This is a genomic window from Synechococcus sp. 'PEA 65AY6A-5F PE A' (assembly GCF_047462575.1).
Lineage (GTDB): Bacteria > Cyanobacteriota > Cyanobacteriia > Thermostichales > Thermostichaceae > Thermostichus.
The window spans coordinates 77383-97420 of the sequence record NZ_JAOALE010000006.1; the positions used below are offsets into that span (position 1 = coordinate 77383).

The 20038-nt window shown below is 60.0% G+C and carries 16 protein-coding genes, 1 tRNA gene and 1 pseudogene; 13 read left to right on the forward strand and 5 right to left on the reverse strand.

What is annotated here, in order from left to right; genetic code table 11:
- Positions 1 to 19: 19 nt before the first annotated feature.
- The gene (locus GG26_RS03625; protein WP_099884437.1) at positions 20 to 715 is read left to right on the forward strand and encodes an HNH endonuclease; all 696 of its coding nucleotides are present in this window, start codon (positions 20 to 22) and stop codon (positions 713 to 715) included.
- Positions 716 to 789: 74 nt separating this feature from the next.
- Here the strand turns inward: GG26_RS03625 and GG26_RS03630 are convergent, their stop codons facing one another.
- Positions 790 to 1863 (reverse strand): SPOR domain-containing protein, encoded by a 1074-nt coding sequence (locus GG26_RS03630; protein ID WP_414388918.1) that lies wholly within the window; start codon positions 1861 to 1863, stop codon positions 790 to 792.
- A gap of 195 nt (positions 1864 to 2058) precedes the next feature.
- Complete coding sequence (locus tag GG26_RS03635; protein ID WP_011431597.1) at positions 2059 to 2475, reverse strand: hypothetical protein; 417 nt, start codon at positions 2473 to 2475, stop codon at positions 2059 to 2061.
- A 97-nt stretch (positions 2476 to 2572) separates the two neighbouring features.
- Between GG26_RS03635 and recJ the strand changes: the two genes are divergently transcribed.
- The 8 genes from recJ (at position 2573) to GG26_RS03675 (ending at position 10827) form a co-directional block, all read left to right on the forward strand.
- Positions 2573 to 5035, forward strand: a complete 2463-nt coding sequence (gene recJ / locus GG26_RS03640) for a single-stranded-DNA-specific exonuclease RecJ (RefSeq protein WP_240527781.1) — start codon at positions 2573 to 2575, stop codon at positions 5033 to 5035.
- A gap of 22 nt (positions 5036 to 5057) precedes the next feature.
- Positions 5058 to 5723, forward strand: a complete 666-nt coding sequence (locus tag GG26_RS03645; RefSeq protein ID WP_011431599.1) for a metallophosphoesterase family protein — start codon at positions 5058 to 5060, stop codon at positions 5721 to 5723.
- Positions 5724 to 5773: 50 nt separating this feature from the next.
- A complete protein-coding gene (gene rdgB / locus GG26_RS03650) occupies positions 5774 to 6367 on the forward strand; it encodes an RdgB/HAM1 family non-canonical purine NTP pyrophosphatase (protein WP_011431600.1) in 594 nt (197 codons plus the stop codon).
- 192 nt (positions 6368 to 6559) lie between these two features.
- On the forward strand, positions 6560 to 7681 hold the full coding sequence (locus tag GG26_RS03655; RefSeq protein ID WP_099812685.1) for a hypothetical protein: 1122 nt from the start codon (positions 6560 to 6562) through the stop codon (positions 7679 to 7681).
- 15 nt (positions 7682 to 7696) lie between these two features.
- The gene (gene tmk / locus GG26_RS03660; RefSeq protein ID WP_011431602.1) at positions 7697 to 8311 is read left to right on the forward strand and encodes a dTMP kinase; all 615 of its coding nucleotides are present in this window, start codon (positions 7697 to 7699) and stop codon (positions 8309 to 8311) included.
- Positions 8312 to 8434: 123 nt separating this feature from the next.
- Positions 8435 to 9421: a CHAD domain-containing protein gene (locus GG26_RS03665; protein WP_414388922.1), complete on the forward strand. Its 987-nt coding sequence runs from the start codon at positions 8435 to 8437 to the stop codon at positions 9419 to 9421.
- A gap of 97 nt (positions 9422 to 9518) precedes the next feature.
- Positions 9519 to 10583, forward strand: coding sequence for a spermidine/putrescine ABC transporter substrate-binding protein (locus tag GG26_RS03670; RefSeq protein ID WP_414388924.1), 1065 nt, complete (start codon positions 9519 to 9521; stop codon positions 10581 to 10583).
- A gap of 73 nt (positions 10584 to 10656) precedes the next feature.
- Positions 10657 to 10827: a chlorophyll a/b-binding protein gene (locus GG26_RS03675; protein ID WP_011431605.1), complete on the forward strand. Its 171-nt coding sequence runs from the start codon at positions 10657 to 10659 to the stop codon at positions 10825 to 10827.
- Positions 10828 to 11039: 212 nt separating this feature from the next.
- On the opposite strand, the gene GG26_RS03680 is transcribed toward GG26_RS03675, so the two are convergent.
- A complete protein-coding gene (locus tag GG26_RS03680; RefSeq protein WP_414388926.1) occupies positions 11040 to 15611 on the reverse strand; it encodes a GAF domain-containing protein in 4572 nt (1523 codons plus the stop codon).
- Between the two features lie 369 nt (positions 15612 to 15980).
- On the opposite strand from GG26_RS03680, the gene GG26_RS03685 reads away from it, so the two are divergent.
- The 3 genes from GG26_RS03685 (at position 15981) to GG26_RS03695 (ending at position 17547) form a co-directional block, all read left to right on the forward strand.
- The gene (locus GG26_RS03685) at positions 15981 to 16358 is read left to right on the forward strand and encodes a hypothetical protein (protein WP_414388928.1); all 378 of its coding nucleotides are present in this window, start codon (positions 15981 to 15983) and stop codon (positions 16356 to 16358) included.
- A gap of 258 nt (positions 16359 to 16616) precedes the next feature.
- Positions 16617 to 17027 (forward strand): hypothetical protein, encoded by a 411-nt coding sequence (locus tag GG26_RS03690; protein ID WP_414388930.1) that lies wholly within the window; start codon positions 16617 to 16619, stop codon positions 17025 to 17027.
- Positions 17028 to 17160: 133 nt separating this feature from the next.
- Positions 17161 to 17547, forward strand: a complete 387-nt coding sequence (locus GG26_RS03695; protein WP_414388932.1) for a hypothetical protein — start codon at positions 17161 to 17163, stop codon at positions 17545 to 17547.
- Positions 17548 to 17591: 44 nt separating this feature from the next.
- Here the strand turns inward: GG26_RS03695 and GG26_RS03700 are convergent.
- Positions 17592 to 17674 (reverse strand) — tRNA-Leu (locus tag GG26_RS03700).
- Between the two features lie 121 nt (positions 17675 to 17795).
- Between GG26_RS03700 and tgt the strand changes: the two genes are divergently transcribed.
- On the forward strand, positions 17796 to 18893 hold the full coding sequence (gene tgt / locus GG26_RS03705; RefSeq protein WP_414388934.1) for a tRNA guanosine(34) transglycosylase Tgt: 1098 nt from the start codon (positions 17796 to 17798) through the stop codon (positions 18891 to 18893).
- Between the two features lie 220 nt (positions 18894 to 19113).
- Here the strand turns inward: tgt and GG26_RS03710 are convergent.
- A pseudogene (locus GG26_RS03710) lies at positions 19114 to 20038 on the reverse strand (RNA-guided endonuclease InsQ/TnpB family protein); the annotation flags it as partial.

Sequence of the window (20038 nt, forward strand, 5' to 3'; positions counted from 1 at the left end):
GTTAGAGCCTCAAGTCCAGATGTCGAGTCCCTATCGTTGCCCAGAGTGCGGAGATAGTTTCCTGTTTCGGCCGGATCCCTGCCCCACCTGTGCCAGCCGAGAACGCCAGAAACAGAAGGCTGCCCGCGCCAGGGAAAAACGGGGCAGCTACGACCTGACGGGCCAGGTGGCCGCCGCCGAGTTCTGGCAACTGTTGCGTTGGTACCCCTGCTGCCCTTGCTGTGGCAAGCCCTGGCCGGAGGTGGGATCCGCCCCTGTCCAGGATCACATCATCCCCCTTAGCCGTGGGGGGCCCAACACGGCTGCCAACCTGCAGCCTCTTTGTCCAGCCTGCAACGGCTGGAAGGCGGATTTTCTCATTTGTTTTGACAGAGCCGTGCCGGGGCGGGTGCGACCCTTGCCTCAGCACCTTTGGCCCAGCTTTCGGCGTTGGCTCGGCCTCGGCGGCGTCGAGGAAAAGCAAGCCCGCGAGCGGCAGTTGGATTGGTTGGATCCCGGCCTAGATCTTGGCGGCGGGGATCGCCCCCAACTGGTGCAACAGTTGGCCTATCCCTTGGCCAGCCCAGCCCAATTGCAGGCGGAAACCTTGCGCCTCACGCTGGCGGCGATCTCACTGGAAGAAGGATCCCTGGCGATTCCAACCAGTGGTGCAAAGGGCAGCGAGGCCCAAGCAGCCCGATGGAGCTATTCCCAACAGCCGCGAAACGGTTCCTAATCTCCCCTCTCCCTGAGGGAGAGGGGCTGGGGGTGAGGGAATCCCTGAGGGAGAGGGGCTGAATCCGGCTGCCGCTACTCGACGGGCAGGATGCGGGCGTCAAACCCTGCTTCAGCCAGAGCACGCCGCGCCTGTTCGGCATTGGCCCGTTGCCGGTAGGTGCCCACCTGAATCACTGAGCCGCGCACAAAAGCGTCAGGGGCAAACTGCTGGAGCTTGGGCAGCGCCTCTGCCCCGGCGGATACCACCACCCAAAATCCGCCCGTGCCTTCTGCGCGCAGGGATGCGGCAGAGGGGGTGGGATCCTGAACCAGAAGCGGTCGAGAGCGGCGCAGATCGGCGGGGAAGATCCCGGCTTCGTAGCCTTGGTCGGCCAAGTACCGCACCTGTTCGGCGGCAGCAGCGGGGTCGGCAAACCCGCCGGTGCGCACCACCTGCAGGTCGTCGTAGATCAAGGGCAGGGATCCCTCTAGCAGTTGTTGGAGTGCAGGCCATTTTTCACCGCTGGGATCGGCCACCAACACCCAGTAGCGCTCCCCCTGAGGTGGGTTGGAGTCGGGATCCCCCACAGCTTCCTCTCCTGCCAACGACACCGCCACCGCCGGCAGGCCCTGGGCGGTCAGCCAGCGGGCCTGATCCTGCGCCAGCGACAGGCGGGAGAAGGTGCCCGTCTGCAAAGCCGCCTGGCCGCGGTATTGCACCACAGCAGCCCCTGGAAAGAAGCGGCGCACCCGCTCTTCCAGCCGGGGATCCCCAGTAGGGTTGGGCACTTGGGTGGCAAAGGGCCGCTGCGGATCGAAGGGGGGAGCCGTTGGCGCTGGCGGGGCAGGACTGGGGGAGGGAGCGGGAAAAGCGGGCGGCAGGGGCGGATCCGTCTCTTGGCGGCTCACCACCCGCACCGGCAACCCCAGCCGTTCCAATTCCGCTTGGCGGCGTTGGGCGTGGTTGCGGTTGATGAACGTCCCCGCTAAGATGAACACTTGTCCATCCCCTTGCACGAAATAGGCGTCCGGCACCTGGGCGCGCACCTTGGCCAGCTCGGCTGCCCCATCGGCCAACACGTGAACTTGGTAACGCGTCAGCGCCAGAGCAGCAGGCAGGGCGAGGGCAAAAGCTGCCAGAGATCCGGCCACGAGCGCCGTCGCCATCGCCGGTCGCAGCCAAGGGACGCATGGAAGGAGGCCTGTACAAGTCGTCCCCCCTGAGGCAAGCCACAGGCGAGCAATCCATCTGCGGCGGTTACGCAGCCCAGCGTTCACGGGAGAAGCGCAGATTTAGTGTACCTCTAGTATAGACACGCCGCTGGCCGAGGAGGGTTTGACAACCCCTGTCACCTGCGGTCTTCAGAAGCGACGGCGACGATAGCGCTGGCGACTCGGTCGGCGGAGGGCCGGGGATCCCCCCAGAGCAAAGCGGATGATCTCCGTCTTGTACTGCTGTGAGCCCTCCGTGTAGCGGGCAAGCTGGATGGCGGATCCCTGGCCGGAGGGGAGGGCTGGCAGAGACTGCTCCGGCGTTGCGGCTTCGATGGCGATGAAAAACCGCAAGCGCAGCAGCACCTCCAATTTAGACAGTCGCTCGGTCTGTTCGGGCACGAGGCGGCCCAGAGAGATTTGTAGGCGCGGCCCGCGTCGCCGGGATCCGGGGCGGCTCCAGAGCTGTTGGGCCAACGTCCACAGAGAGGCCTGCTCAGGAGATTTGACCAACAGCTTCAGTCCCGCCAAGGGGTTGAGGCCATAGGTAAGCAGCAGAGAATACATGGGCAGCGGACTGAGGAGCAGAGAGGCGTTTTTGGGTTAGGGTCAAAAGATAGCTCATAGGCCAACTGTAGCACTGCTACCCGCTATCTGAAGACCGATGGCCATGGCCGGGATCCCTGACCAACGCTGGCTGTTTCAGCCTGTGAACCCACTGGCTGCCCAGAGCTTGGCTGAGGCGGTGGGGGTCTCGCCCGTCTTGGCTCAGATCTTGCTCAATCGCGGCCTCTCCAGCCCTGCTGCCGTGCAGCAGTATTTGCAGCCGGATCCCGTCCACCTGCCCCCGCCCAGCCAAGATTTTGCCGATTTGCCGCTGGCGGTGGAATTGCTGGAGGGGGCGATTCGCCGACAAGAGCCCATTGCCATCTGCGGCGATTACGATGCCGACGGCATGACCAGCACGGCTCTGCTGCTGCGGGCGCTGCGGGGCGCTCCAGTGTATTACCGCATCCCCAGCCGCCTCAGGGAGGGCTATGGCCTCAACAACCGCATGGTGCAGGAGCTGCACCGCGAGGGGGTACGCCTCATCCTCACCGTGGACAACGGCATTGCCGCCCATGCGCCCATCCAACTGGCCAAAGAGCTGGGCTTGACGGTGATCGTGACGGATCACCACGACTTGCCCCCCCAGTTGCCCCCTGCCGACGCCATCCTCAATCCCAAACAGCTCCCCCTCTCTTCTCCCTATCGGGGGATGGCCGGGGTGGGGGTGGCCTACCTCCTGGCCCAGGCCTTGGCAGAGCGCCGCGGGGACGAACATTTGGAGCGGGTGGCGCTGGAACTGTTTACGGTGGGCACCATTGCCGATTTGGCGCCGCTGACGGGAGTTAACCGCCTTTGGGTGCGGCAGGGGCTGGCTCTCTTGCCCACTTCCCAGGTGGCCGGGATCCGCGCCCTCTTGGCGGTGATGGGAATGACGGGATCCCCAGAGGAGCTGCGGCCAGAGTGGGTAGGGTTTGGCCTGGGGCCGCGCATCAACGCCATTGGGCGGATTGGCCGACCGGAGCTGGGGATCCAGTTGCTGACCACCGACGATCCGCAGCAGGCAGAAAAACTGGCCCGCCGCTGCGAACGCCTCAACCAGGTGCGGCAGCAGATGTGTGGGCGCATCGAGGCGGAGGCCCTGGAGCAAATCGCCCGGCAAGGGCGGGATCTGCAGCAAGAGCGAGTGTTGACGATTTTGGGATCCCCGCAGCAGCGCTGGCACAAAGGGGTAATTGGCCTGGTGGCCTCGCGGCTGGCGGAGCGTTTTGGCTGTCCGGTGTTTATCGGCAGCCAGTCGCCCCAGGGGGAGATTACCGGCTCGGCGCGGCAGGGGATCCCGGAGTTCGACGTGTTTCAGGCGTTGGAGTTTTGCAAAGATTTGTTCAGCAAACACGGCGGCCACCCGGCGGCGGGGGGATTTAGCCTGAGGGCGGAAAACTGGCCTCTTTTGGAAGAGCGGCTTCGGCAATTTGCCCAACAGCGGTTGCAGCCGGAACAAATCCGTCCCCTGGTGCAGATCGACGCGGAGGTGGCACTGGCGGATCTCACCTTCGACCTCTACCGCGAGCTGCAGCGGTTGCAGCCCTGTGGCATCGGCAATCCGGAGCCGGTCTTTTGCAGCCGCAACCTGCAGGTGTTGCAACAGCAGCGATTTTGCCCACAGCCTGCCCAAAGGGGGGAGGATACCCCCGGCCACCTGAAGCTGCTGCTCCGGGATCCCGTCAGCCGGGGCCTAGACGGGGCAGGATCCTCACTTGCTGCCCCAGCCAAAGCCCGCAGCCGTCCCCTGTGGGCCATTTGGTGGCGAGGGGCCGCCGCCTATCCCCTGCCGGCGCAGATTGACATCGCCTACACCCTCAAGGCCAAAAGGTGGGGGGAAGAAACCCAACTGGAGCTGGAGATTCTTGGGATCCGGCCTGCCGCAGAAGCCAGCTCTGCCGATCTTTCGCCCGCCGCCGTCGCTCCCACCCTCTCCGATGCCAAAGCTGGCGCCCAGGCAGCACCCTCCCCCCTGCTGATCTACCGCCCTGCCCCCCAGCCCACCCAACCGCTGCGTTGGCAGGCTGTATCTCGATTTTCTGCCCTCCTGCCCCAGGCGCGGGGAACGATCCTCCTCTACGGCTTCCGGCGCCCTACGTTTGTCCTGCCACCGAAGCAGCATCCCTCCCTGACCCTCCACTACGACCGCCCCCAAGCTGGCCATCGCTACAACCAACTGTGGCTGTGGAGTTGGCCTCCCTCTTTGGATCACCTCAAGTGGTTGCTCTCCTGCACTCCCGGCGACGCGCTGCTGATTGTCCTGCACCACCAGGCGGTGCCTCTGCCCTCCGCCGCTGCCTTACAACGGCAATTGCGCCACTACCTGCAAAACCAAGCCCAGGTGGATCTGTTACGCTTGGCCCAGCAATGGTGGCTGTCGCCAGCGCTGTTAGTGGCCGGCCTGCGCTCCCTGGGGTATGCCTGTCCAGAGTTTGGCCCGACAGGATCTTTGGAAGAGGAGCTGGAGGCCCAGCGGGCCTGGTACCGCAGCTCTTGGCAACAAGTGGCTGCCCTGCTGCAGGGATCTCGTCCGCAATAGACCCCTCGCTTCCCGCCAGCCTATGGGAATTAAACTGCTCCTCGGCTCCGACTACCACGGCAACGACCGGCTGATCCGGCAGGCCCTTGACCATCTGCCCCAAGTGGATGCTTACATCAACTGCGGCGATTTCTGTTCCAAGGCCGGCAAGCCCTCCTGCAAAGCCACTCAAGGCTTTCACCCCACAGCCCAAGCCGAGGTGGCCCAGTTGCAATCTTTTCTGGCGGCGGTGGACAGTCTGGGCAAGCCCTGGCTCTTTTTGCCCGGCAACCACGATCCGGCAGCCTCTGTTCTGGAGCCGCTGGCTGGCAGTTGGGGGCGGGCGATTACCCAGTCCTGTTGCTTTGAGTGGCTGGGGCTCCAAGTGCTGGCGGTGCCCTGGACTCCCCCCTGTGGTTGGAGCTGGACCCTCACCCGCAGCCATCTGCAGGAGCTGCTCACCCTCTACGGTCAACCTCCTCGCCCCATTGACCTGTTGCTCAGCCACGCGCCGCCGCGGGGCCTGTTGGACGAAGGCGGAAAATGGTACCACCGCCGCATGCCCACCTTGCGCCCCTTGGTGGATCACCTGCAGCCGCGCTACTACATCTGCGGCCACATGCACTGGGACGGGGGCAAGGTGGAGCGGTGCGGATCCACCCTGGTGATCAACACGGCGCTGCACAACATGGTTCTGGAAATCCCCTGAGCCCCTGGGCAGCCCCCCCACTGTCTGCTGGTTTCCCCTAAGATACCCTTATGGCACGCCCCTTGATCTTGGCCAGCAGCAACTCCGGCAAATGGCGGGAGTTCAGCACCTTTTTTCAGCTCCATGCCCCTGCCTGGGAGCTGCGCCCCCTGCCTGCCGAGCTGACTGTGGAAGAGAGCGGCAGCACCTTTGCCGAAAATGCCCTTCTCAAGGCCAAGGCCGTGGCAGAATCGCTGGGGGAGTGGGCCATTGCTGATGACTCCGGCCTGGCGGTGGCAGCCCTTGGCGGCGCCCCCGGGATCCACTCCGCTCGCTATGCCCCCGACGATGCCGCCCGCATCCAGCGGCTGCTGCGGGAGATGGAAGGGATCCCCAACCGCCAAGCCAGCTTTCACTGCGCCATTGCCCTTGTCGATCCCCAGGGCCAGGTGCGGGCCTTGGTGGAGGGCATCTGCCACGGGGAGATCCTGGCTCAGCCGCGGGGCAAGGGAGGGTTTGGCTACGACCCCCTCTTTTGGGTGCCCGAAGTGGGGCTGACCTTCGCCGAGATGAGCCCGGCGCAAAAAGAAGCGGTCGGCCACCGCGGCCAGGCCCTGAGAGCCCTGAAAGAACAGCTCCTCATCTTGGAGCGCAGTCTAGGCTAGCTTGAAGGTACGGCTGCATTCTCCACGAGGGGGGCCGAGACAATGGCAGCAGCCTGGGCCAGAAAAGGTTTCACGAGGCCGCGGGGGGGATCCCTTGAACCCTAAGGCTGCAGCTCTGTGGATCCTACCTGTCAAAAGGTTTCCTCGGTACAGGAAGATGGGAGTGCCAGTTTTGCGTTGGGAGCCTGAAGAATGACCTTCTCTGAGGAGCGCGATCCAAGCCGGGATCCAAACCGTATTCCAGACTCAACGGCTGCTGCCGGCGAGGGAAGCCGCGGCCAAGCTCCCAACAGCCCAGAGTCCCAAGGCCGGCGTTCCCCGCCCCCCTTGCCGGAGGACGGCTCTACTCCCTCCACTGGAGGTGCCGAAGACTGGCTAGAGGATGAGGAGAGGCAAAACGATGGCAAGACGTCCGCTGCTCGTCTCTCTGGGCGCGGAGGACAGAGGGCCAGCTCAGCCCGAGAAGCTGCCGCCGGATCTTCGCGGGGTGCCGAGACGGAGTCCTCTCGGCCCCGGCCCAGCCGTGCCGGACAAGCCTTGGTTCCCCGGCGCCCTATCTCCAGCAACTGGGGTTACGACGGATCCGCCCGCTCTGCCGCCTATGCCGGCTCCTACCGGAGCGACTCCAGCCGTTCTGCAGCTTACGGCTACACCCCCAGCTACGGGGGCAGGGGGGGATATGGAGGGGGAGGACGCAGCAGCAGCTCTTCAGGGGGAGTCTCCTCCTCAGATCTGACCATCCTGCTGGTGGTGGCCCTGCTGGCCTTCTTCGGCGGGTTTGCCATCCGCAACATCTTTGCCGAGTCGGGCGGCTTTGACGATGAGCGCCCCATCCGCGCTGCCAATGTGCCGGCGGCCTTCCGGGATTTTTGCTTTGCCTACAACGGCACGGCTTCCTTTACCGTGGTGCAACTGACCAGCGTCTCTGCCCTCACCATGGCTTCGGTGCCCATTTACAAGATGGACACCTGCACCATCCCTGTCAGCCAAACGGCCAATGCCCTCCAAGCTTTGGGCATCCGCGGGCGGGCAAACACCTTGGGCCCGCAACTGGGCGGATCCAACCTCACCCTGATCCAGATCCCCTTGGCCAGCAGCTTGGCCCGCGCCGTCTACAACCAGTTTCCCAGCTTAGCCACTCAGGGTAATGAGGCCCAGGTTTTGTCCCAACTGGAAACCGCCGTCAACAACGCGCTCCGCTCCAACGTGGAGGGGCTGGCCCTGCAAAACCTGGAGCCCACCAACATCCCCGACGTGTACGTGATGGTGCCGGGCCACTCCTTTGATTTGCAACCGCAGCTTAATCTGCGCTAGCCCCCTGACGGCGCCGTGTTCATTACTCTAGAAGGCGGGGAGGGGGTGGGCAAAACCACCCAGCAAGCCCTCTTGGCCGAGCGGCTGCAACGAGAAGGCTACGCCTGCGTGTCTACCCGCGAGCCGGGAGGGACGGCGCTGGGCGAAGCGCTGCGGGAGCTGCTGTTGCACGGGGATCCCTTGACGCCGCTGGCCGAGCTGCTCCTGTACGCTGCGGATCGGGCTGAACACGTGAACAAGGTCATCGCGCCGGCTCTCGCGGTGGGACAAGTGGTGATCTGTGATCGCTTCACCGATTCCACCTTGGCCTACCAGGGCTACGGTCGAGGCCTGAACTTGGAGCAGATCCGCCAGCTCAACCACTTGGCCACCGGCGGGCTGCAGCCGCAGCTTACCCTGTGGCTGGATCTTGCTCCCGAAGTGGGGCTGGCGCGCTCCCGTCTTGGCGACAAGCTCGAACAGGAGCACCTGGAGTTCCACCGCCGGGTTTACCGCGGATTTCAAGCTCTAGCCGCCGCAGAGCCGCAGCGGATTGTCCGCATTGACGCCGGGGGATCCCCCCTGGAGGTGGCTGCCCGCATCTGGTCGGTGGTCAAGCCTCGCCTGCTGGCAGCAGTCCCAAGGCCCTAGACGAAAGGTTAAGATTTGGTTAAAAAGGGGGGAGCAGGGGGCGGCTCAAGCTAGCCTGGGTAGGCTAGGGCAAGGGGGTCTGCCGCTCTTTGGAGTGGTTGTCGTGGGTAGAAGAGACTTGCGGTGGACATCATTGCTGCTGAATCGAAAACTGAGAGCCTCGGCAAGGCGGAGTCCTCGGAGTCACTCTTGCTCTCGTCTTCAAGCTTGCCCCCGCTAGCTGCTTTGGCCCACCAACTGCTGAGCCAGCAATGGCAGCGGCTGCAGAAGCATGTGGGGAGAGTGCTCAAGCACCACCCGGAGGCGGCAGAATCCCTTCATCAGATCCGGGTGAGCTTGCGCCGCATCGGCACCTGGGCGGAAGTGTTTCAGGGATCCCTGCGCCTGCCCAAGCCGCTCAGGCCCAAACGTTTGCGAAAGTTGATCAAGACGCTGGGCCAGCAGCGGGATCTGGACGTGTTGCTAGAAATCCTCCGCGAACCCTGTTGGCAAGGGATCCCGGCAGACCAGCAGGCGGAGCTAGAGGAGCTGAAGGAAAAGCTGCAGCGGCGCCAAGCTCAAGCCGAGAAACACTCCCGCCGCATTCTGGCAGAGGAGGACTTCCTGAAGTTCCAGGCTGCTTGCGAAGAGTGGCTGGTTTCTCCTCGCTACCGGCCTGCGGCCCAGCTTCCTGTGCAGGAGAGCTTGCCCCATCTTTTGGCGCCGCTAGTAGCGGCGTGGTTCCTGCAGCCGGGTTGGCGGATCCCGGCCTTCCCCGAAACCGAAGCTCAGGCTGAACAACTGCATGACCTGCGCAAAGCCACCAAACGCCTGCGCTACCAGCTAGAGTTTTTTGCCCCCTTCTACGGAGAGACCCTCCAAAGCTGGGTGAAGGCCCTCAAGCGTCTGCAGGAACAGTTGGGCCGCTTTAACGACTTGCAAGTTCTCCAGGCCCAGCTACCTGCCGACTCAAGCTTGCAGAACTGGCTGCAGGAACAACAGAAGCTGGCTCTCCAAGATTGGCCCACGCAGCAACAGCGTTACTGTAACCCTGCCGAGCAGCAGCGGCTATATCAGTTGCTCTTCTTGGTTGGGGAGAACAGCAACGGGGAAGTCCAGGTGGTAGGCTAGAGCAGGGGTTTGAACCGCAGTTGGCTGAACAGGATCGCTCCAGATCCACGGCTAGGTGTAAGGGCGACGTCCAGCTCCACTAGGTTTGAAAATGCCCATGAAAAAGAGAATTGCCACGGCCGTTGCTTTGCTCTGCTGTCTACTGGCCCTACTTTTCTTTTGGCGCTTAGGAACTGCTGCCCGAAAACAAACCCTCCAACTCTACATCTGGTCGGAATACATTGACCCAGCCATTCTCACGGCCTTTGAGAAAGCCACTAACAGCCGCGTAGTGGTAAGTGTGTACGAGTCCAACGAGGACATGATTGCCAAGCTGCGGGGGGGCGGCGTCAGCCAGTACGACATTGTCGTGCCCACCGACTACGTTGTGCCCAACATGGTGGAGCTGGGCCTGCTGCAGCCTCTCAACAAAAACCTCATTCCCAATCTCCGCAACCTGGACGAGAAGTTTGTCGGCTTGCCCTTTGACCCAGAAAACACCTACACCGTTCCCTACCAGTGGGGCACCACCGGCATTGGCTACCGCAAAGACCGCCTGCCGGAAAACCTTGAGCGTTCCTGGGGGCTGATCTTTGATCCTAAGCAGCAGTACGGCCCCTTTGTGATGATCGACGAGATGCGCTCTATGCTTGCGGCTGCCGCCTTCTACCTGGGCTTTGACCCCAGTACTACCGTTCCCGCAGAGCTGCAGCAGATTCAGGAGCTGTTGATTCAAGCCAAACGCCGCAGCGCCGGTCTCATTGGCGGGGTGGGCGGCAAAAATCAACTGGTCTCCGGGACAGCCAATGTGGCGGTTGTCTACAGCGGTGATGCCCTGCAAGCTGCCGAAGAAAATCCCAACATTGGCTACTTTGTCCCCCGCGAGGGCGCCCACATTTGGCTGGACGTGATGGCCATCCCTGCCAAAGCCCCCAACCCTGAGCTGGCCAATCGCTTCATCAACTTCATTTTGGATGCCGAGGTCGGCGCTCAACTGAGCAACTACAACCGCTTCGCCACCCCCAACGCTGCTGCCCTACCCAGGATCAACCCCCGGGATCGCCAAAACCCAGCTATCTATCCCGATGAGACGACCTTTGCCAGGCTAAAGTACCTCAAAGTGCTGTCGCAGGAGCAGCTACGTCTGGTTGACGCTGTCTGGACTGCCGTCAAAAGCAGCTAGGGATCCACTGCCTGCGGCTTGTTAGCTCTCGACACAAAACTTGACACTTTTTAATACTTGAGCCACATTGGAGATGTCACCCACTGATGGAGTTAAAACCATGGAGAACCAAGAAGCTAAGTTTGGCTTTACCCCCTTTGCCGAAAAATGGAATGGCCGTCTGGCGATGTTGGGCTTTGTGATTGGCGTGGCCACCGAGTTGCTGACCGGCCAAGGGATCCTCTCTCAAATTGGCCTGATGTAAGCCCAACCCGCCCGATCGATCGGGTTGAAGCACTAGCTAGATACTGTCTGCCCGGCTGTCCTCTCCCAGATTGATCAAGCAGCCGGGCTTTTGCCGCAATTTCGAGCCAGAACGAGGCCCAAACAGCTGCACCAATTTGCTCCTCTTGATCCCCATCTCCCCTCTCCCTTTGGGAGAGGGGCTGGGGGTGAGGGCGACAAGTCTAAGAAGCCCTAGGCCTCCAAATCCTGCAAGTACTGGCGAATGTCGGCCAAGATCCGCTCCAGCTCCTCCAGCTTCTGGGAAGCGCTGGCCCAGGCTAGCTCATCAGCCTGGGATCCCGGCTGGGCCAATCCCACCCCTAGGTGCTCCAGCTCGCGGGCCACTTGACAGAAGGCATTCGCCCCGACGTTGGCGCTAGCCCCTTTGAGGCGGTGGGCAACTTTCCGCAGCTCTTCAGGGTCACCTTTCGTAACCGCTTGGCGCAGGTGCGGCAACTGGTTCTGGCAATCTTGGACAAACACCTGCAGCAGCTCCCGCTGAAACTGGCGGTCTCCGCCGGTAACTCGATCCAAGTAGGCGGCGTCGATGGGGTAGGGCAGCGTGGGAGCAGAGTTGCCGTTGGCGCCCTCAGCAGAAGGGGGATCGGGCGAGGCAGGCCCATTGGCTGCTCCTGCTGCGGAGGGAGCGATCCTTTGGCTCCAGTGGTTGAGCACTCTTTCCAGATCCTCCTTCAGCACCGGTTTACTGAGATAGTCGTCCATGCCAGCTTGCAAGCAGCGCTCCCGATCCTCCTGCATGGCGTTGGCTGTAATGGCGATCACCACGGTGCGGTGGCCGGATCCCCGCTCCTGCTGGCGTAGGCGGCGGGTGGCCTCGTAGCCATCCATCACCGGCATTTGGCAATCCATGAGGATGAGGTCGTACTGGACTCGCTGCAACAGATCCAGCACCTCCTGTCCGTTGGCCACCACATCCGCCATATAGCCCAGGCTCTGGAGCTGGCGCAGGGCCACCTTCTGGTTGACGGGGTTGTCTTCGGCCAAGAGAATGCGCAAAGGTTGCTGGGGGCGGCTGGCCGAGGGCGCACTTTGCGAAAGGGGTGGGCCCATGCCCAGCAGCGAGGTGGCCAGGCCGGAAGACTTGCCCAGGGCCATGACCAGAGCTTCTTGCAACCGCGTTTGTTTGACCGGCTTGGTCAGGTAGGCGGCAAAGCCGATTTCGGCGGCGCGGCGGGAGTGTTCTCCCAACCCCAGCGAGGTCATCATCACCAGTTGCGTCTGGGACAATTCGGGATCCGCCTTGATCCAGCGGCCCAGGGTCTCCCCATCCACCTCCGGCATCTGCATATCCAAAACGGCCAGGGGGAAGGGTCTGCCTTCCCGAACGGCTTGGCGCAGTTTGTCCATAGCCTGATAGGCATTTTCGGCCTCTTCCACCACCATTCCCCAAGCCGTGGCCTGGCAGCGCAGGATCTTGCGATTGGTGGCGTTGTCGTCCACCACCAACAGCCGCTTGCCCTGCAAATCCACCGGGATGCGAACAGCAGGCTGGGAAAGCTGATGCACATAAGGCTGTCGCTCCAGAGTCAGCTCGACGCTGAAGGTGCTGCCGCGGCCCTCCTCGCTCTCTAGGAAGATCTTGCCCCCCATCAGCTCTGTCAGTTGCTTGCAGATGGCCAGGCCAAGTCCTGTGCCCCCGTACTTGCGGGTGGTGGAGGCATCCACTTGGGTAAAGGGCTGAAACAGCTTGGCTTGGGCCTCCTTGGGGATCCCGATCCCTGTATCCCTTACCGAAAGCCGGAGCTGGACGTGGGTGGTTGTTTCCTGCATCAGCTCGGCCTGGATGACCACCTCCCCTTGATGGGTGAACTTAATGGCATTGCTTACCAAATTGTTGAGGATTTGCCGCAGACGCGAGGCATCTCCCCGCAGGTAGCGCGGCACTTCCGGCGGCATAAGCACCGCCAGCTCTAACCCCTTGGCATGGGCAGTGTGGGCGAAAAGATCCGCCACCTCCTCCAGACACGAGCGGAGATCGAAGTCCAAGATCTCCAGCTCCATTTCTCCGGCCTCCAATTTGGAGAAGTCCAGGATGTCGTTGATAAGGGTGAGCAGCGCATCGCCGCTGACGCGGATGGTCTCTACAAAGTCTCGCTGTTCTGCATTGAGGGGGGTCTCCAGCAGCAGGCCCGTCATCCCCAACACCGCGTTCATGGGGGTGCGGATCTCGTGGCTCATGGTGGCCAAGAAGCTGCTCTTGGCCTGGGCAGCCTGCTCTGCTGCTTTGCGGGCCTGCTCCAGCTCCAGGCTGCGCTTTCTCTCCCGTTCCAAAAGGGCTGCCTGGGTGAGGGCAATGCCAATTTGGTTGGCCAACTGCGACAGCAGCTCCATCTCAAAGGGTTGCCACTGACGGGGCCCGGAGCACTGGTGGGCCAGCAACAACCCCCACAACTGCTGCTCCAAAAACAGCGGCACCACCAAGTTGGCCCTGACCTGCATTTTTTGCAGCAGCTCTAGGTAACAAGGCTCCAGTCCTTCACTTTCCACATCGCTAACAACGCGAACGCGGCCCTGGCTGTAGAGCTGGGCGTATTTCTCCTGAAAGCAAGGATCCTCAATCACCTCTCCTGCCAGCGAGGGGATCCCCGGCTGAGTTTTCTCGTTGGAGATGATCCCAGAACCATCCGGCTGGAAGCGATAGACCAAAACCCGGTCGGCTTTGAGCAGGGCTTGGATTTCTGTTACCGCCGTCTCTAGGATCTCGGCGATATCCAAAGATTCGCGGATCTTCAAGCTGAGATTGGCTAGCAACTGAGCCCGGCGGTTTTGCCGCTCCAATTCCTCTGCCGCTTTCTTTTGCTCGGTAATGTTGCGGAAGATGCCCCGCGTAGCCACCATTACCCCATCTTCAAAGCGGCAGTTGACATTGCCCTCCACCCAAACGGTTTCACCGCTGGCCGTGAGGAAAGCTGTCTCTACCCTCTCCAGTTTCTCCCCTGCTAGAAGCTTCTGGAAAAGAGCCTGGCAGTGCTCCCGGCAGTCGGGATGGAGAATGTCGAAGAGGGTCATTTGATAAACTTGAGCTTCGTCATAGCCCAAGGTCTCTTTCCAAGCGCGGTTGACATATAAAAAGTGCCCTTCAGCATCCACGCTTTGGATGAGGTCAGTGGCATTTTCAAAGAGATCCCGGTAGCGCTCTTCGCTTTCTCTCAAGGCCAGCTCCGCCAGCTTGCGGTCGGTGATGTCGATGCCGGTGCCCATGACAAACTCCACCTCGCCGGCAGCGTTGATTAGAGCGGTGTTAGACCAAGAAATAAGCCGCAGTGCCCCTTGCTTGGTGCGCCAAAAATTCTCATGGCGATTCAAAAAGAGGGAATGATTGCCCTTGAGCTGTTCAAAAGCTTGCTTCACACCAGGCACATCTTCCGGTGGGATCAAACCTAAGTCCCATAGCAGCCGGCCCTTGACTTCTGCCAGCGAGTAGCCAGAGAGCTGCTCAGCAGCGCGGTTGAAGCGCAAAATGTGTCCCTCAGGATCCAGAACCACCACCAGCACCCCTGCTGTATCAATAACCGCGTTGGTAAAATCTCGCTCTTGCTTGAGGGATCGTTCTGCCTCTTCTCGCTCGGCAGTCTCCCGGCGGATGAGGAAGTAAACCGAGGCCAAAACCAGGTAAGTAAAAATGAGCCCGCCAAAAGCAATGAGATTGGTTCTAACCCAGGCAAACTGAAATTCCTGGCTGCGTTGCTGCAGAAGGCGATTTTCCTCCTGCTGGAGCACCCGAATCAACTCGACAATTTGCTCCATTAACCTTGGCCCTTCGCTGCTTTCTAGAGCTTCCTGAACGGCAGGTAGCCCCTCTTGCTCCCTCAGCCGGATCAAGTCTTGGATGACTCGTAGCCGTTGCTCCAGCAGCTCTAGGCGCTTCAGACGCTCTTGCTGCAGGGGGTTGTCAGCAGTGAGCTCTTTCAACAAGCGCAGATGGGTGGAGGTGGCTTCAAGGCTGGCTTGGTACTCACTGAGATAGCGAGGATTATTGGTCAGAAGATAACCATATTGACCGGCTTCGGCGGCGCGGGTTTCCGCCAGCAATCCTTCCAAGTTTTGGATCACTTTTAGAGTGTGGGCCACTCGTTCTGTAAGCTGCGGCAGTTGAGAGGCATTCCGCTGAGCTGAGTAGGTGATCCCGCCCAAAAGCAAGGCAGCCAGGCCAAAACCGGCGGTAACTTTGAGGAGAAAGCGGTTTTTGCGGGCAGGTTTAGTATCCCCCGACTTAGGCAGCAGAGGCGTCTGAGCCAGTTCCCTCAAAGTACGGCGCAGCTCCAGTTGGGCCACCACCTGATGGGCCAGGGCTTGTAATTGCTCCAGTTGTTCTGGGGTCAGGTGCCGAGGCTGATAATCGACAACGCAAAGCGTGCCCAGGGCCTGCCCTTCTGGAGTTACCAAGGGAATGCCAGCATAGAAGCGGATGTGGGGCTCTTGCGTAACAAACGGGTTGTCGGCAAAGCGGGGATCCTGAGTGGCATCGGGCACCACCAGCGGCTCTCTGGGCGAGAGAATGGCGTGGGCACAGAAGGCCACATCCCGCGGCGTTTCCTCGATCCCCTCAATTCCGAACTTGGCCTTGAACCACTGGCGATGCTCGTCGATGAGGGTGACCAGCGAGATGGGCGTGCCGCAGATGTAGGCGGCAAGGCGGACGATCTCGTCAAAGGCAGTTTCAGGTGCCGTATCGAGAATCTGATACTGCCGCAGGGCAGCCAGCCGCTCTTTTTCGTTGGGAGGAAGGGGAGCTTTGGGCATAGGTCAAGCCGAAGAGACGGGATCCCGCGCCGCTGTTGGGGAAGTTCAGCAGCCTGGTAAAAGAGACAACCCCAGCATAACTCCCAGGCCGCCTTGTCGGAATCCGTTCCTCAGGACAACTTTCTCCTCAGGAGGATCTTCTCCAACGCTGAGCATCGGATCCCGCTTATAAAAGTACAGCTTTGTTTAGTTTTGTTCAATATATCGGAGTGGACTGCTTCAACCTCGCCCAACTGAGGGTATGTTAAGCTAACTCTCTGAATTGGAGTTGACAAAAAAGAGGTCTATTAACTAAAATACAGGGCGGGCATGATACTTCCAGGAAGAATCTGTAGAAACTCCTGCATGCATCCTGTTGGGGGGGGTTCAGTGCAAAAAGTTCAAGAAAGTTTGGTCGCTGCCTTAGCCATTGATGGGGCCATAGGCATTGCGCTCGGCGACTGGAAGAGCGGCATGTGCCTGGGGTTTAAGGGTACCAACGCCCCTGCTTTTCCTGAACGAAACTTGGAGTTAGCCGTAGCAGGCATGACCGAGGTTATTCGGTCTAAGTTTCGAGTTTTGGAGTCTGTAGGCGTTAAGGAGGATCTGGAAGAGATTCTCATTGTTCTAAAGGCGCAATACCATCTTGTCCGAGTAGTGAGGTCTGTCCGAGGGCTGTTTTTCTATCTTGTTATGGATCGAGAGAAGGGTAACCTGGCTCTTGCCCGCATCAAGCTAGACCAGATTGCAGAGCAGCTATCAATCTAGTCCAGGTCAAGGCTCTTGTAAGTAAGGGCAGAGCTGAAAAAGGTTCTGCTCTTTTTTGCCCAAGCAGTTAAATCTCTCCTATCTAGTTCTGCCCAGCCTTGCGGCGTAGCTCCTGCTTCTCGCCTTGCTTCTTTCTTTTCTAGCAAGCGTGAATTACGATATAGCTGGGTTAAGTGTGGAACACTGCTGGCCTCATGTCAAGTTATCTAGATAGCTGTGACAACAATGCTGGCAAGTAGTCAAGTAGTAAGGTAGGAAATGGGGAATACACCTATAGCTACGCTGGAGGAGATTTTTCTGGAGGCTCTTGCTATCGGCGGAGCGCTGGGTGTTGCCCTGGGAGATTGGAGAAGCGGCGCCTGCTTGGGAGCTAAGTCTGCAGATGCCTCTGCTTTTCCTGAGCGCGATCTATCGCTGGCCATAGCCGGCAACTCGGAAGTGCTGCGCAGCAAACTCAGGGTTGCAGAGGCTCTGAACCAGCGGTTACAGGAGATCATTATAGTTTCCCAAGAACAGTATCATTTGATCCGTTTAGTCAACAGCCGCGGGCTGTTCATCTACCTGGCCTTGGATCTAGAAAAGGCCAACTTGGCCTTGGCTCGTATCAAGTTGGAGCAGCTTGCAGAGCAGTTGGGCCAGTTGCCGCTCAAAACTTCAAGGATAATCTAAAAGCTTTTCTCTCCGTAAGCCCCTGGCTGAAGAAATCCAGGATGCTCAGCCCTCTAGATTTAAAGTTTAAAGATATTGTTAACCCTCCTGGGTGCGTGTTAAGCTTTGCAGAAGAGCAGGAGGACTTTAGGCTGTGCAAAACATTCAGAATGCTCTAGGTGAAAGCCTTTCCATCGACGGAGTCTTGGGAGCTGCTTTTGCAGACTGGAGAAGAGGTGAATGCTTAGCCTATCAACTCAGCACGGACGCCAGTGGTTTTTCGCAGGCTGAAATGATGTTGCTGGTAGCCAGCAGCTCAGAAGTGATTAGAAACAAAGCTACGCAAAGTGAAAAATCTGGGGAAAAAATTGCGGAAATAATTTTCGTTTACAAAGAGTTCTTTTACATCATCCGAGTGGCTAACGCCATAACTGGCCTGTTCTTCCTTCTAGTTTTAGAACAAGACAAGGCCAACCTAGCCCATGCTCGCCTGAAGCTTGCTCAAATAGCCTCTGAGATTGAGCTAGCTGGAAAAAACTAGGCCCATTGTCTGCTCAGAAGCCCGCTTGCTGCCCAAACCCTCAATGCGGAACCGGGGACTTGAACCCCGATGGCATTGCTGCCACTAGAACCTGAATCTAGCGCGTCTACCATTCCGCCAGTTCCGCGCCGATCTATAAGGATGCCCAAGGAAAGGGATCCTTGTCAAGGTCTGAGGCGGGCTTTGGAAGGGGATCCTGCCCTTATGCTAAGCTCGGCTGCGCACGCACTGGATCCAGAGCGCTAACTTTGGCAGCTTTTACCTTTGTTTGCGAGGGCACTTGTCCCAATACCCAGGCGCGGGCAGGATACTTCATTACCCCCCACGGGGAGATCCCCACCCCCTGCTTCATGCCGGTGGGGACTTTGGCCAATGTGAAAACCCTCACCCCTGCCCAACTCAAGGAAACCGGCGCCCACATTATCCTCAGCAACACCTATCACCTCCACCTCCAGCCTGGCGAAAGCATCATCCAAGAGGCCGGGGGGCTGCACCGCTTCATGGCTTGGCCGGGCCCCATCCTCACGGATTCGGGCGGCTTTCAGGTCTTCAGCCTCAGCGCCATCCGCCAAATCGACGAGGAAGGGGTAACGTTTCGCTCGCCCCGCGATGGCCGTCTCATCCGTTTCACCCCGGAGCTGTCTATCCAGATCCAAAATGCCCTGGGGGCAGACATCATCATGGCCTTTGACGAGTGCCCGCCCTATCCTGCTAGCCCTGAGGCGGTGGCGGCAGCGGTGCGGCGGACTACTCAATGGCTGAAGCGCTGCGTGGAGGCCCACCGCCGCTCAGACCAGGCTTTGTTTGGCATTGTCCAGGGCGGGGTTTACCCGGAGCTGCGTCGGCAGGCAGCAGAAGAAGTCTGCCGGCTGGATCTGCCCGGCTATGCCATCGGCGGCGTCAGCGTGGGAGAGCCGGTGGAGCTGATGCACGCGGTGGTACGACAAACAGCTCCTCTGTTGCCGGCGGATCGCCCCCGTTATCTTATGGGGGTAGGCACCTATGCCGAGATGCGGGCGGCAGTGGCTGCCGGCGTGGACTTGTTTGACTGCGTCATTCCCACGCGCTATGCCCGCCACGGCACCGTGATCAGCCGCGGCCAACGCTGGAACATCAAGAACGCCGAACACCGCCGCAGCCTGGATCCCATTGATCCCGACTGTCCCTGCTACACCTGCCGCCACTTCAGCCGCGCCTACTTGTGCCACCTCATCCGCGCAGGGGAGCTTCTGGGCTACACTCTGCTTTCTATCCACAACATCACTGAGCTAGTGCGCTACATGCAGAAAATGCGCCAGGCCATCCTGGAAGGTAAGTTTCACGAAAATTGGGATCCCTGGAGCTAAGCCGGTCAGGAGATTTCTCTGGAAATATCCGATCCATCCTAGTTCACTAGACACTCCAATATCCCGTGTATATACCTAAATTATCCCATGTAGCCGCAGGAAGGAGTCAGATCATGGCTATCCGAACCCTCAGCAGCGTAGTCGAACAGCACATTGCCGGCCTTCCGGGCTTGATTGCTGTTTTGATAGGGCGGGCCAGTAAACTACCCAGCTCCGACCGCTAAGCGGTACGGAGCGGGCTTTCAGTAGCCCTGAGCCTGCTCTGCCCTACCAGAGAACAAAACAGGCCCGAACCTCTAGGCTGGTTTACAGCAGCCCCCAAAAGCGCAATCACATTCGCACCATTCAAATCCGCATCCCCTTCCCATCCACAGTGCCCACACTTGAACGACTTACCACTGCGATAGGATTGCGTAGGGTCGGGATGGATGTGCAAACACCGGTGGCAGGTCTGCGACGTGTAGGCAGGCGGCACAAGAACCAGAGAAACCCCTGCAACCCTCGCCTTGTATTCCAGAAACTGGCCTAGCTGGTAGAACGCCCAACTGTTGGCCCTGCGCCTTTCGGTTTTGCTGCGGGGTTGTTGATTGACTCTTTTCCGGATCCCTGTCAGGTCTTCCAGGGCGATAGCGCTGTTGGTAGCTTTTGCCCTAGAGCTTTGGAGATGCGATGATTGACCCACGCCTGAAAGCGCCTCTCCTTGCCAGACAGCCGTTGCAACAGTTCTCTGCATCTGCGCCGCGAACTGCGGGTGCCCTTACTGGCTTTGCGTTGGAGTGCCGCCCTCAGCTTGGAGTAGTGGTCTCGGACTTTGTTCAACTGCTGTCCATTCCAGTTATCCCCTTCTGACGTATGGGCAATATCCGTCCTGCCCAAATCCACGCCTAGCACTCTATCCGTGCGTTGCGGTGGGCACGGTTCCGTTTCCACACAGATTTGAATGGAGTAGGAGCCGTCTTTGCGCTTGACCAGAGTGGCAGATTTGGGATTGGAGCCCGCCAGCCGTTCTCTCTGGTAACGGCCAATCGCCAGCTCAAAGCGCTCCCGACCCTCCACCGTGGTCAGCGACACCGTCCAGTCTTTCTCGCGGAACGAAAAGATACGGGCATCGTAGGTCGCAAAGCCTCTCTTGAACGCTTTGACCG